The 12,906-nt window shown below is 33.7% G+C and carries 13 protein-coding genes; 3 read left to right on the top strand and 10 right to left on the bottom strand.

Going from position 1 to position 12,906, the window contains the following annotated elements:
- Positions 1–93: 93 nt before the first annotated feature.
- Both FLACOL7796_RS12955 and FLACOL7796_RS12950 read left to right on the top strand, forming a co-directional pair.
- Positions 94–348: a hypothetical protein gene (locus FLACOL7796_RS12955; protein WP_173971193.1), complete on the top strand. Its 255-nt coding sequence runs from the start codon at positions 94–96 to the stop codon at positions 346–348.
- A 120-nt stretch (positions 349–468) separates the two neighbouring features.
- Entirely contained in the window at positions 469–1,275 is an 807-nt protein-coding gene (locus FLACOL7796_RS12950) for an endonuclease/exonuclease/phosphatase family protein (RefSeq protein WP_173971192.1), read from the top strand.
- On the opposite strand, the gene FLACOL7796_RS12945 is transcribed toward FLACOL7796_RS12950, so the two are convergent.
- From FLACOL7796_RS12945 to tgt, 10 genes are all read right to left on the bottom strand, one after another.
- Positions 1,276–2,535 (bottom strand): asparagine synthetase B, encoded by a 1,260-nt coding sequence (locus FLACOL7796_RS12945; protein ID WP_173971191.1) that lies wholly within the window; start codon positions 2,533–2,535, stop codon positions 1,276–1,278.
- A 345-nt stretch (positions 2,536–2,880) separates the two neighbouring features.
- Positions 2,881–3,546 carry a response regulator transcription factor gene (locus FLACOL7796_RS12940; protein ID WP_173971190.1) on the bottom strand — a complete coding sequence of 222 codons (666 nt, stop codon included), beginning with the start codon at positions 3,544–3,546 and terminating at the stop codon, positions 2,881–2,883.
- A 110-nt stretch (positions 3,547–3,656) separates the two neighbouring features.
- Positions 3,657–4,448 carry a sensor histidine kinase gene (locus FLACOL7796_RS12935; RefSeq protein ID WP_173971189.1) on the bottom strand — a complete coding sequence of 264 codons (792 nt, stop codon included), beginning with the start codon at positions 4,446–4,448 and terminating at the stop codon, positions 3,657–3,659.
- Entirely contained in the window at positions 4,445–4,912 is a 468-nt protein-coding gene (locus FLACOL7796_RS12930; RefSeq protein ID WP_232067370.1) for a hypothetical protein, read from the bottom strand. The genes FLACOL7796_RS12935 and FLACOL7796_RS12930 overlap by 4 nt, the downstream gene beginning before the upstream one ends.
- Positions 4,913–5,076: 164 nt before the next feature.
- Positions 5,077–5,454 (bottom strand): hypothetical protein, encoded by a 378-nt coding sequence (locus tag FLACOL7796_RS12925; RefSeq protein WP_173971187.1) that lies wholly within the window; start codon positions 5,452–5,454, stop codon positions 5,077–5,079.
- A 133-nt stretch (positions 5,455–5,587) separates the two neighbouring features.
- Positions 5,588–7,132, bottom strand: coding sequence for a replicative DNA helicase (gene dnaB / locus FLACOL7796_RS12920; protein ID WP_173971186.1), 1,545 nt, complete (start codon positions 7,130–7,132; stop codon positions 5,588–5,590).
- A 140-nt stretch (positions 7,133–7,272) separates the two neighbouring features.
- A complete protein-coding gene (locus tag FLACOL7796_RS12915) occupies positions 7,273–8,226 on the bottom strand; it encodes an acetyl-CoA carboxylase carboxyltransferase subunit alpha (RefSeq protein WP_173971185.1) in 954 nt (317 codons plus the stop codon).
- A 112-nt stretch (positions 8,227–8,338) separates the two neighbouring features.
- The gene (locus FLACOL7796_RS12910) at positions 8,339–9,226 is read right to left on the bottom strand and encodes a DMT family transporter (RefSeq protein WP_173971184.1); all 888 of its coding nucleotides are present in this window, start codon (positions 9,224–9,226) and stop codon (positions 8,339–8,341) included.
- The gene (locus tag FLACOL7796_RS12905; protein ID WP_173971183.1) at positions 9,213–10,301 is read right to left on the bottom strand and encodes an LptF/LptG family permease; all 1,089 of its coding nucleotides are present in this window, start codon (positions 10,299–10,301) and stop codon (positions 9,213–9,215) included. Before FLACOL7796_RS12905 ends, FLACOL7796_RS12910 begins: the two co-directional genes overlap by 14 nt.
- Before the next feature lie 67 nt (positions 10,302–10,368).
- The gene (gene tgt, locus FLACOL7796_RS12900) at positions 10,369–11,499 is read right to left on the bottom strand and encodes a tRNA guanosine(34) transglycosylase Tgt (protein ID WP_173971182.1); all 1,131 of its coding nucleotides are present in this window, start codon (positions 11,497–11,499) and stop codon (positions 10,369–10,371) included.
- Positions 11,500–11,863: 364 nt separating this feature from the next.
- Here tgt and FLACOL7796_RS12895 point away from each other — a divergent pair, with 364 nt between their 5' ends.
- Entirely contained in the window at positions 11,864–12,724 is an 861-nt protein-coding gene (locus tag FLACOL7796_RS12895) for a polysaccharide deacetylase family protein (protein ID WP_173971181.1), read from the top strand.
- The last annotated feature ends 182 nt before the right edge of the window (positions 12,725–12,906 follow it).

Below are 12,906 nucleotides of genomic sequence, written 5' to 3'. Positions count from 1 at the left end.
GGCTTAGTGTAAATTTTATAAGGTTTTTACGGAATCCCGTAAGGAAATGATTTTTTATAGATTTAAGTTTGTGTAGAATTTATTAACCACCTAATGAAAACTAAACGTAAAATTAATTCAGGGAAGAGTTTACAGCAAATGTTCCTTTCTAAAATTAATACAACTCAAAATAAAATCGTAATGAAAACCATGCTACTTTGTCTCTTTCTATCATTAAGTTTTGCATTCGTTTCTGAAAAAACAGGATGGCTTGAAATAGACTGGAAAATTATATTTATACCTGCCCTTCTTGTTTTGCAAATCATCATCATAGGAACTGCTTTAAAAAACAGATATAAAAAAGAATAACTTATATTTCTTTAAATAATAATTCTTTAAGATGAAAAATCAATTCTAACCAATTTCATCTAAAGTAAAACAGCGTGTCTAAAAATTTTAAATGCTTATATTTGATTTTTTACTTATAGCATGAAATATATTTTAAGCCTTGTTCTTTTATTTTTTACCGTTCTCAGCTTTTCTCAAACGAAGCTTTTATCCTGGAATTTAGAAAACTTTGGAAAATCTAAATCTGAATCTGAACTCAATTTTATAGCCAATACTATTTTAAATTATGATATCGTAGCCCTTCAGGAAGTTGTTGCGGGTTATGGTGGTGCACAAGCCGTTGCTAAACTTACTATGTTGCTAAACGAAAAAGGGGCAAAATGGGATTACTCTATCAGCAATCCTACAAGCAGTACCAGCAGTCATAAAGTAGAGCGTTACGCCTTTCTTTGGAAAACAAGTAAAATCAAATTAAAAGGAAATACCTGGTTAGAAAAACAATATCATCTTGAAATTGACAGAGAACCTTATTTTGCGACATTCGAAATAAACAAAAAGACCATTACGCTGGTTAATTTTCATGCCATTACCAAAAGCAAACAGCCAGAAACTGAAATTAAATACTTTAAATTTCTACCGGCAGAATATCCAAATTTAAATTTAGTATTTATGGGTGATTTCAATTGCCCTCAATCCCACACTGTATTTAATCCTTTAAAAAAAATGGGATACGCTCCTATTTTACAAAATCAAAAAACAACACTAAAACAGCAATGCAAAAATGATATTTGCCTGGCTTCAGAATTTGATAATATGTTTTACAAAACAAGTACTATAGAATTTATGAATTCTGGCATAGTTCCGTTTCACAAAAATTTTAATTCATTGAAAGAAGCGCGAAGAATATCTGATCACATTCCTATTTGGTTCGAATTTTCTTTGAAATAATTACGTTTTAAGTTTTTTCTTTTTCGCCGCAGGAAATAAAACATTATTTAAAATCAAACGATATCCCGGAGAATTTGGGTGTAAATCTAAAACTGTAGGAGGATCTCCCACCTGATGCTGAAAATCTTCCGGATCATGGCCTCCAAAAAAAGTAAACATTCCTTTTCCTTTTTCGCCATGAATGTATCTCGATTCGCCATTAAGTTCGCAAGTTCCCATTACTAAAACATTCGATTTTATCAATGCGGTATCAAATGATGTGGTTTGTCCCATAAAACCTTTTACTAATTGTGTATGGTTCTGGCACAACATACTTGGAATTGGATCCCATTTCGCTGAAAATTCCATTAAAGTAAAGTAATCTTTTTCCATCGGAATTCTTCGCTTAGAGGTCATATCAATATCTGAAAACTCATATACTTCTGGTTTTCTTTCTAATGTAAAATTTTTAAAGGCAAATGAGTTTCCGTAATTTAATTTTGATTGATAATTAGATTCACTGGCGTCTCCATCAAACATGGCTTCGCAGATATCAACACCATCAGCAGAAAGTGCGATATCAAAACTATCTGTTGCAGAACACATAGCAAACATAAAACCGCCGCCAATAACAAAATCCCTGATTTTTTTTGCCACCGCGCCTTTTTCCTGCGATACTTTACTATAACCTAATTTTGCTGCCAAAGCTTCGGCATCTCTTTTTTGATCAATGTACCAAGGTGTATTTTTATAAGCGGCATAAAATTTACCATATTGTCCTGTAAAATCCTCATGATGCAGATGCAGCCAATCATAAAGTAGTAACTGATCACTTAGAACTTCTTCATCATAAATTGGTGTAAAAGGAATTTCGGCATAAGTTAACACTAATGTTACTGCATCATCCCAAGGTTGTTTTCCTTTTGGAGTATAAACAGCAATTTTAGGCGCTTTTTCCAGAATAACAGATTCCATATTTTGTGAAGGACTTGAGATGTCGTTTAAGATCGAAGCTTCTTCTGCATCTGAAAGCACTTCGAAACTTACTCCACGAATTTTGCATTCTTTACGAATTTCGTCAGCATCAGGTAATAAAAACGAACCTCCACGATAATTAAGCAACCAACTTGCCTTATAATCTTTACTTAAACACCAATATGTTATTCCGTATGCTTTAAGATGATTCTGTTGTGTGGTTTCGTCCATCGGAATTAAGATAAACGAAGCTTTTGCTGATAATGAAAGTAGCAATAAGAAAATATAAACTAAACTCTTACTCATTAGAAAATTATTTTAGTAAAGATATAAAGTAAGCATTTAAAAACACAGCAAGCAAACCTGTTTTATACTTTTTTAAATGTTAATTAAGAATGTAGCAGAAATAGATTATAAGTGTATTTTTCTCAAAATCAGGTAGAAACACCTATTTCATGGAAACTTATTATTATTACATTTGCTATCCCGAATCATCAAACTAATCAATGAAAACCAAAAACCATGAAGTTTAATGATAGCAATAACCAGCCAAAGGGATTAAATGTAATGCAAAAAATAGCCTTGTGCATTCTCGTTGTAACGATCGTACTATACTATGTACTTTCAATTCAATTTTTGACAAGCTAAATTTTAAAGTGTTAAAACTGCAATTTCGTTTTGAATTGCATACACTACTAATCCTGCAATATTTCTGGACTCTGTTTTTAGCAATAAATTATTACGATGTCCTTCAACCGTTCTTGGGCTTAAATAAAGATGCTCCGCAATTTCTGTGGTCGTTTTTTGAAGGCAAATGAGCTGAAGAATTTCTATTTCGCGAGGAGAAAGAAAACTGGTTTCTAAATTTCCTTTTGAATTTTTTGTGGATATAATAGTTTCCTGAATTGTTTTTAGAACATTCTCACTATAATAAAACCCTTTTTTTGAAACTTGATTAATGGTGTGAATTAAATCTTTTGGAGTTGTATTTTTTATTAAGTAAGCAACAGCTCCAACCTGAATCATGTTTGCAATAAATGATTTTGTATCATAACTCGTTAGAGCAATTATCTTAATTTCGGGAAATAATTTTCGGATTATTTTTGTGGCCTCGACACCATTAAGAACAGGCATCTTCAAATCCATCATAATAATATCTGGTTTGATTAGGCTGTCATTTAAATTAGACAGAAGTTCTTCTCCATTTGATGCTTCAAAAATAATATCGATATTATCTTCTCTTTGCAATAAAAAAGATATTCCTTTCCGGAATAAAACTTCGTCATCTACTAAAGCAATTTTAATAGCGGCACTCATTTTATTTGATTTTGGTCGTTTGGTTTGTCGAAATTACAAAATATCAAACGAAAACAGCCTCAGAATCCTAACATATTAAGCAAAAAGCGTGTTTGTTTAACATTTTTTGCCTAAAAACTGAAAATTACTGCAATACCTTTACCAATCTCAGAGTCAATTTCTAAAGTTCCGTTTAAAAAAGAAATTCTGCTATCAATATTTTTCATTCCCAATCCTTTTTGATTTTCAGCATTTTTGCTGTCAAACCCCACTCCGTTATCTTTATAATTGCAAATATTAATTCCGTTTTGATTTTTAAAATTGATCCAGATTTCACTTGCTTTTCCGTGATTTAAAGAATTATTCATTAATTCCTGCAAAATCCTAAAAACATGCAAATGCCGATCTATCTCTTTCTCATCAAAATCAATTTCGCTTTTATATTTTACTTTTACAGATTTGCTACTTTCGAATTCTTCGCACAATTCTTCGATACCGGCATTCAATCCAAATTTCTCAAAAACCGGAGGCAATAAATTATGAGCAATTTTTCTGGAATTCTCCAGAGCTTTTGCCGTTAGATTAATAATATTATCTGTAATCTCTTTTGTCTCGTCTTCGGTTAAATTTGGAGCAGAAAGCAAATGAGTATTCAATGAAACAATATTAAGTTTAGAACTAATGTCGTCATGCAAATCCTGGGCAATTCGTTTTCGTTCCTCTTCTTGTGTTACAATAATGGCATGAAGTTGTTGTTTGTGCAGATGAATTTCTAATTCTCTTTTTTCTATTTCTTTTTGAATGATTTTTTTTCTTGAAAAATAAAAAAACACCACTAAACAAACCGCAACAACCATTAAAAAACAGGAAGTATACAAAATAATAGCTACTATTTCTTTCTCATAATCAAGATTCCCACTCATATCTCAGCATTCTTTTTTGAAAAACTCTTCATCCATTCAAACAAAATAAAAAAGTAATATACAATAAATAAAAAAGCATTTAATCTCCAGCTAAGATATTTAATATCATCACTCAGACCGATTGTCAGATTACCTATTAAAAATAAAACCGTTCCTCCAAACATGTATCCGATAACGCCTATGGTAAGATAGTAATATTCCTTTTTTTCTGTAATCATGTTGTAAAAATGAATTAACGCAAAAACCACCGTTAATAAAGAAGTGACCGTAATTTGAAATAAATTAAATTTAAACTGTAAAGCCGGATCATAAACCAGTCTGGCTATTAAAATTACCAATGCTAAACCTAACGTTATTAAAACAAATTTTTTCTGAATTTCCTGTTTGTATAAAGATCTGTAAAATAATCCCAACAAGACCATCTGGCCCAAAAAGAACAAATTCATTAGCAACAAATTGTTCATTTTTAGATGATAGAGAAGCTCCATCCCAAATTGTACTACGAATGAAAATCCCAAATAAAGCAATAAAAAAACATTAGCTTTTTCCTTTCGGAAAAAGCTAAAGGAATATAAACCTACAGTGACTGCTAAAAGTAAGTAGCCAAAATATATTAAAAAGTCATCCATTACACAAGCGGACTAGTCGGATCTCCATAAGGCGGACATGGACGAGTTGCATCATAAACAACTGATTCTGCATTTTCAACTGCTCCTTCTCCAGAGAAGAATACATCTCTATAAATTCCTTTTTCATCTAGTTTTGTTCCCACAAAAACTAAAACCTGCTCGCCGGCAGCATTAATAGCTTTATAAGCACGAACAGCATCGATTGGATTCGCCAATACTGATTTTAAAGTTGCTAACGGAATAAGATAAGCACCTGTTTTCTTTCCTAACTCATCTTGTTCAGCACTTGCTTTGCGATAGTTTGCTGTCCAGGTTTCAGCAACGGACAAGCTTACTTCTACACTACCTAATTTTTCGAAATTTTCTTCTTTAGACATAATAAATTTTGTTTTTGGTTATTAATTAATAGACAATTGTTGGAATCAATTGTTTAGCTAAACTACTCAATTTTATCAAAAAAGTTAACATTTAAGCATAAAAAAAGCCCCATAAAGAGGCTTAAGTATAGTATTAAAACGGAACATCACTATCGTCATCGTCGTCATTTAAGTTACTTCCAAACGCTTCATTAGGCGATGGCAAATTCTTAGTGACAAACGGATTATCGTCATGATTCATTTTTGATGGTAAATCATCATAACCACCTGAGAAATCATCAAGGTTATCAAACTTACCAAGATGTCCGATAAATTTCAATCGAATGTTTTCGATACCACCATTACGGTGTTTCGCAATCATGATTTCGGCCTGACCTGTAGTTGGCGACGCTTCATCATCATCCCATTCTTCAATTTTATAATATTCTGGTCGGTATAAAAACGAAACAATATCAGCATCCTGCTCAATCGCCCCAGATTCACGAAGATCCGATAGCAACGGACGTTTACTTGATCCACGGGTTTCTACCGCACGCGATAACTGAGATAGTGCAATTACCGGTACATTTAGCTCTTTTGCCAGGGCTTTTAAGTTTCGGGAAATTGTCGAAATCTCCTGCTCACGATTTCCTCCTCCTTTACTATTTCCTCCGGCAGTCATCAACTGCAAATAATCGATGATTATAATCTTAATACCGTGTTGTGAAACCAAACGACGGCATTTTGCTCTTAAATCGAAAATAGAAAGTGACGGCGTATCATCAATAAACAAAGGTGCTTTTTCTAAGTTTTTTACTTTGGTACTCAGCATTTCCCATTCATGAGGTTCTAGTTTACCCGTACGTAATTTCTCTGATGACAATCCGGTTTCAGACGAAATTAACCTCGTAATCAACTGAACCGACGCCATCTCCAGAGAGAACAATGCTACTCCGTGTCCGTACTGAATGGCAATATTTCTTGCCATCGAAAGTACGAACGCGGTTTTTCCCATCGCAGGTCTTGCCGCGATAATAATTAAATCACTGGGTTGCCATCCTGAAGTAAGTTTATCCAGATTGTGAAAACCAGTTTCAACACCACTTAAACCTTCTTGTTTGGCAATTTCCTCAATCTTCTTTTTTGCCTGAAGTACTAAACTCTGAGCTGTTTCAGAACTACGCTTAATATTTCCTTGTGTTACTTCATATAGTTTTGACTCGGCCTGATCAAGCAAATCAAATACATCGGCAGTTTCATCATAAGACGCTTCGATAATTTCAGTCGAAATACGAATCAAACTTCTTTGAATAAACTTTTGAAGAATGATACGCGAGTGAAATTCGATATGCGCCGAAGAGGCTATTTTTTGCGTAAGCTGAATTAAATAAAAATCTCCTCCTGCTAATTCTAATTTTCCATTTTTCTTTAACTGAGTCGAAACCGTCAACAAGTCAATTGGCTGCGTTTCTGTAAAAAGCTCAACAATTGCTTCAAAAATATATTTATGTGCCTCTTTGTAGAAAGCATCTCCTTGCAAAATATCAATTACATCATCAACTCCTTTTTTATCAATCATCATCGCCCCCAACACAGCTTCTTCTAAATCAAGAACTTGTGGAGGAAGTTTCCCTTTTTCTAAACTAATAACTGAGGGTTTATTTACCTTTGCAGGATTTGCATTTTTGAAATTTTCCATATGGCGAAAGTAGCGAAATTTAAAAAAAGATCGCTATCGAGTTATAACTATTAATTGTTTATAAATAAGATGAATTTGTTCATAACCAAAAAAAAATCCGAAACTGTAAGGCTTCGGATTTTCAATCGTTTTACATGAATTTACTCTTTATACTCGCCCATATTACTGTATTTGTCCATTCTTTGGGCAATTAAGTCGGCTGTTGATAAGTCTTTCAATTCATTATATCCTTTGGTGATGTATTCCGCTACTGTTTTAAAAGTAGTTTCGCGATCGTAATGTGCTCCACCTAACGGTTCTGGTATTACATCATCCACTAATTTTTGTTTTTTCATGTCAGATGAAGTCAATTTTAAAGCATCTGCAGCACGTTCTTTGTACTCCCAGCTTTTCCATAAAATAGACGAACAAGATTCTGGCGAAATTACCGAGTACCATGTGTTTTCTAACATATATACTTTATCACCAACACCTATTCCTAAAGCTCCTCCAGAAGCACCTTCACCAACGATAATCGTGATAATTGGCACTTGCAAACGAACCATTTCGAAAATATTTCGAGCAATAGCTTCACCTTGTCCTCTTTCTTCAGCCTCAAGTCCCGGATATGCACCCGGAGTATCTACCAAAGTTAAAACCGGAATTCCGAATTTCTCTGCCATTTTCATCAAACGCAAAGCTTTACGATAACCTTCAGGATTTGCCATACCAAAATTACGGTACTGACGTGTTTTTGTATTAAAACCTTTTTGCTGACCCACAATCATAAACGACTGACCGTTTATTTTTCCAAGTCCGCCCACCATAGCTTTATCATCTTTAAAATTTCTGTCTCCGTGAAGTTCTAAAAATGTATCTCCGCAAATTGCTCTGATATAATCTAAAGTGTAAGGTCTGTTTGGATGCCTTGATAGCTGAACTCGTTGCCAAGCCGTAAGGTTTTTGTATATGTCTTTCTTAGTTTGTTCTAATTTTTTGTTGATTTCCTTACAGGTAGAGGTTACATCAACATCAGATTCTTTTCCAATTATAACACACTTTTCTAACTGTTCTTCAAGTTCTTTTATTGGAAGCTCAAAATCTAAATATTCCATGGATTTTTGAATTTTGTTTGTAAATCGAACCGCAAATATAAAAATATTATATCATTGATGTGATTAAATCGTATTTAAAATATAAAAATGTAATTTAAAAATAAGGAAATTATTACACTTCTTTCTTATTTTTATAATGTTTAAAAACACCATTTAAGATAACTGTAATCACAATTATCAAGGCGCCTATATAAAATTCTGTACTCATTTTTTCCTTTCCGCCCAAGATAAAATAGGCCAAAATAATTCCGTAAACGGGCTCTAAATTAGTCGTTAACATTACGGTATAAGGCGATAATTTCTGCATAACTTTTACAGATGCCGTAAACGCATAAGCTGTACAAACCGATGCTAAAACCAATAGCAAAATCCAGTTATTTAATGACATCGTAAAAAAATCAGCATCGAATTTTCCTTGTATCAAAAAATAAACAGAAATAAAGAAAACGCCCGCTCCAAACTCATAAAAAGTAATTACCGAAGGTTCGTGATCAGAAATCAGCTTACCATTCATCAGCGTAAATAAAACCCCTAAAATGATAGAGGCAAGAGCGTAATACATTCCTTCAAGATACTTTACTTCTACCTGCATAATCAATGCTAAACCGGCAATAATAATTAAGCCAAAGAAAACCTCGTAAAACAAAATTTTCCTTCCGTAAAAAAGCGGTTCCAGCAAAGAAGCAAAAAAAGCACCTAACGAAAATATCGATAATGTTATGGAGACATTTGAAACATGAATCGCTCTGAAAAAGAAAATCCAATGCATTGCAATCAGCAATCCAACAAAAATTAACTTCGCAAAAGATGTCGCCGAAATCACAAAAGATTGTTTCTTATAAACTATAAAACCAGCCAGAAAAATTCCCGCAAGAAGCATTCTAAACCATACTAAGTTTTCAGCATCTATAGTAATCAAAGCACCAAGAACAGCCGTAAAACCCCAGATAAAAACAATTAAATGAAGATTTAAATAACTTTTTAAATTATCGTTTCGCATTACGTAATAAGTATACCGCCAGAATTCCGAAAACAATATTCGGGAACCAGACAGCAAATAAAGGTGAGAAAGTAGATTTTTCGGCTAGTGTACCAAATATTTTATCAAAAAACACAAACGAAAAGGCGATTGCAATACCAATAGCAAGATTGGTTCCCATACCACCACGACGTTTCATAGACGAAACCGCTACGGCAATAATTGTCAGGATAAAAGCAGAAACCGGTACACTGTATTTTTTATAAAGTACTACTAAATAAGTATTGATATTTCCTGAACCTCTTTTGCGTTCCTTTTCGATAAAATCAATTAATTTCCCTAACGGAAGCGTCTCAGCAATATAAACTACCGGAGTTAAATCCGCCAGTTCAAACTTAAAAGCCACATTCTTTTCAGGTACTTTTTCTATTTTATCGTTCAGTTCTCCAAGTGTTCTTTTTGTATAATCGTACAAAATATAGACCTTCTTTTTAGGATCCCATTTAATACGACTTGCAGTAATTTTATACGTTAACTGATCTTTTTCAAAATGCTCCAGCGTAAAATTAAAAGCCGTTTTAGACTCTTCGTTAAAGCTATTTACAAAAATAAAATCATTGTCGTTAAGCTGTCTGTACACGTTTGTATTTTCCCCACGCATCAGCTGTTTTCCGTTTCCTTTTAAGTAAGTATACCTAAAATTATTAAAACCTTCACTGGCTGCCGGAACAATAAAAAATCCCATTAAAAGCACAAAAACCGAAACGATAGAAGCACCAATAATATAAGGTCGTAAAAAACGCGTAAACGAAATCCCCGAACTTAAAATCGCAATAATCTCAGTATTATTTGCCAATTTTGAGGTAAACCAAATTACCGATAAAAACAAAAATATCGGAAACAGAGAATTCGCAAAATAAATCGTAAAATTATAATAATAGACCGCGATTGCCGTAAAAGGAATCTTGTTTTCAAGCATTTTATTCACCTTTTCAGAGACGTCAATTACAATTCCAATCGGAATAAATAATAAGATCATCACCGAGAAAGTGGCTAAATATCTTTTTAAAATATACTTATCAATTATTGTTAACATAGTAAAGTTTAATCGATTATTTGTTTAATCGTTTAACCGAATAAACGATTAAACAAATCAACATATTTTAAAGTCTTTGACTCATGTTTTTAACCATCATTTCTTTCCATGGTCTAAAATCTCCTGCTAAGATATGTTTTCTGGCTTCACGAACCAACCACATATAAAAACCAAGATTATGAATCGTTGCAATTTGTTTACCTAAATATTCATTAGCCGCAAATAAGTGGCGTAAATATGCCTTCGTATATTCAGTATCAACAAAAGTATGCCCCATTTCGTCGATTGGCGAAAAATCAGCTTCCCACTTTTTGTTTTTAATATTGATCGTTCCGTTTGCTGTAAACAACATTCCGTTTCTTGCATTACGAGTTGGCATAACACAATCAAACATATCAATACCTAACGCAATATTTTCCAAAATATTAATCGGAGTTCCAACACCCATTAGATAACGAGGTTTATCTTCCGGCAAAATTTCGCAAACCACTTCAGTCATCGCATACATTTCCTCCGCAGGTTCCCCTACTGATAATCCACCAATAGCATTACCCTGTTGTCCTGCATTTGCAATATATTCAGCTGATTGCTGACGTAAATCTTTATAAGTACTTCCCTGAACAATCGGGAAAAAAGTTTGCTCATACCCATATTTATAAGGCACTTTATCCAAATGGTTGATACAACGATCTAACCAACGGTGCGTCATGTGCATCGAGCGTTGCGCATATCTGTAATCACAAGGATAAGGCGTACATTCATCAAAAGCCATGATAATATCAGCCCCAATCGTACGCTGAATTTCCATCACACTTTCTGGTGAAAAAAAGTGATACGAACCATCAATATGCGATTTAAACTTTACTCCTTCTTCCTTAATTTTTCTGTTATTCGAAAGAGAATATACCTGATAACCACCAGAATCTGTCAAAATATTACGATCCCAATTCATGAATTTATGCAATCCACCTGCTTTTTCAAGAATTTCAGTCTGCGGACGTAAATATAAATGGTAGGTATTTCCCAGAATAATATCCGGATTAATATCATCTTTAAGCTCACGTTGGTGTACCCCTTTTACAGATGCAACCGTCCCAACAGGCATAAAAATAGGCGTTTCGATTACGCCATGATCTGTAGTAATACTTCCCGCTCTCGCTTTAGATTGCGGATCTTTTTTCAATAAATCAAACTTCATCTGTTTCTTTTTTCAGTCGGCAAAGATAGTCTAATTTCAGGGAAATTTAATTAATTAGAAAATTTGTCAATTAGAAAATTAGATAATGATTATCCCAACCACCAGTTTGGAGTTTGGACTCCAGCGCTAGCGAACAGGCAAAGCAATTTCAAAAAATTGGAATTTAAATATTTTGGGCGTTCCCTTCGGTCGCGCTATCCGCTGCAAGTCCTCGCACTTCCTTCGTCAGGCTGTGGGCCATCCGCTTCTATCCCTAACGCAAAAAGACGTGAGAGTTCCAAAAGAAATTTTTAAATTTGAATAAACCTTACTGTCAGGCTGAGCGGAGTCGAAGCCCGCGTGCCAACAACACAAACAAAATAAAATGAACTTAGCTCAAAAACTTGGATATCCTGAAAATGCAAAACTACTAATCATTCATGCCGACGATGCCGGATTATCACATTCCGAAAATCAAGCCACCATTCAAACCCTTCAAAACGGATTTGTAAACTCTTATAGTATAATGGTACCTTGTCCGTGGTTTTATGAAATGGCAACCTTTGCCAAAAACAATCTCAATTACGATTGCGGAATTCACTTAACCCTAACTTGCGAATGGGAAAATTATAAATTTGGTCCGGTTCTTCCCATTTCCGAAGTTTCAAGTTTAACAGATCAAAACGGATATTTTTATAAAACCAGAAAAGATTTTAAAGAACACGCAAAACCATCTGAAATAAAAAAAGAACTCACCGCCCAAATCGAAAAAGCATTACAATTTGGCATCCAGCCCACCCATCTCGATTCGCACATGTGCAGCGTTGGCGTAACTCCTGAAATTTTAGAAATCTACAAAGAATTAGATAGAACCTACAATTTACCAGTTTTCATCAATAAAGATTTTGTACAATCGATTAGTTTATCAGACGAAAAATACAATTTCGAAAACACACTTTTAGCCGACAATCTTTTAATTGGCTATTTTTCTGATTTCGAAAAAGGAGAACTAAGATCTTCTTATGCAAAAGCTTTAGACAATGTTCAACCAGGTTTCAATGTCTTTTTACTTCATCCTGCTTTTGATGATCGCGAAATGCAAGGCATCACGATCAATCATCCTAATTTTGGTTCAGCCTGGCGCCAAATCGATTTTGACTTTTTCACCAGCGAAGAATGCCAATCAAAACTAAAAGAAAACAATATTCAAATGATTACCTGGCGAGATATTCAGAGGTTTAAATAATTAAATAATTTGTCCATTAGAAAATGAGATAATTATCGAGATACAAAATCAATCTCCTTTAATTCCAATTTGGAATTTGGAATTTGAGATTAGAGATTTTGTATTTAAAATTGATGTGAATACTGCAATATCCTGATTCTAAAAATATAACATTTTGAAACAATTGATTTCGTAACTTTATA

The organism is Flavobacterium bizetiae (assembly GCF_902804475.1).
Classification (GTDB): Bacteria; Bacteroidota; Bacteroidia; order Flavobacteriales; family Flavobacteriaceae; genus Flavobacterium; species Flavobacterium bizetiae.
This window is presented reverse-complemented; position numbering and strand designations above follow the sequence as displayed.

What these genes read in the sequence shown, in the direction of transcription:
- FLACOL7796_RS12910 (WP_173971184.1), bottom strand. Translation starts at nt 9,226, where the DNA reads ATGCGAAACGATAATTTAAAAAGTTATTTAAATCTTCATTTAATTGTT.
- FLACOL7796_RS12905 (WP_173971183.1), bottom strand. Translation starts at nt 10,301, where the DNA reads ATGTTAACAATAATTGATAAGTATATTTTAAAAAGATATTTAGCCACT.
- FLACOL7796_RS12935 (WP_173971189.1), bottom strand. Translation starts at nt 4,448, where the DNA reads ATGAGTGGGAATCTTGATTATGAGAAAGAAATAGTAGCTATTATTTTG.
- FLACOL7796_RS12930 (WP_232067370.1), bottom strand. Translation starts at nt 4,912, where the DNA reads ATGAACAATTTGTTGCTAATGAATTTGTTCTTTTTGGGCCAGATGGTC.
- FLACOL7796_RS12925 (WP_173971187.1), bottom strand. Translation starts at nt 5,454, where the DNA reads ATGTCTAAAGAAGAAAATTTCGAAAAATTAGGTAGTGTAGAAGTAAGC.
- FLACOL7796_RS12895 (WP_173971181.1), top strand. Translation starts at nt 11,864, where the DNA reads ATGAACTTAGCTCAAAAACTTGGATATCCTGAAAATGCAAAACTACTA.
- FLACOL7796_RS12915 (WP_173971185.1), bottom strand. Translation starts at nt 8,226, where the DNA reads ATGGAATATTTAGATTTTGAGCTTCCAATAAAAGAACTTGAAGAACAG.
- dnaB (WP_173971186.1), bottom strand. Translation starts at nt 7,132, where the DNA reads ATGGAAAATTTCAAAAATGCAAATCCTGCAAAGGTAAATAAACCCTCA.
- FLACOL7796_RS12945 (WP_173971191.1), bottom strand. Translation starts at nt 2,535, where the DNA reads ATGAGTAAGAGTTTAGTTTATATTTTCTTATTGCTACTTTCATTATCA.
- FLACOL7796_RS12955 (WP_173971193.1), top strand. Translation starts at nt 94, where the DNA reads ATGAAAACTAAACGTAAAATTAATTCAGGGAAGAGTTTACAGCAAATG.
- tgt (WP_173971182.1), bottom strand. Translation starts at nt 11,499, where the DNA reads ATGAAGTTTGATTTATTGAAAAAAGATCCGCAATCTAAAGCGAGAGCG.
- FLACOL7796_RS12950 (WP_173971192.1), top strand. Translation starts at nt 469, where the DNA reads ATGAAATATATTTTAAGCCTTGTTCTTTTATTTTTTACCGTTCTCAGC.
- FLACOL7796_RS12940 (WP_173971190.1), bottom strand. Translation starts at nt 3,546, where the DNA reads ATGAGTGCCGCTATTAAAATTGCTTTAGTAGATGACGAAGTTTTATTC.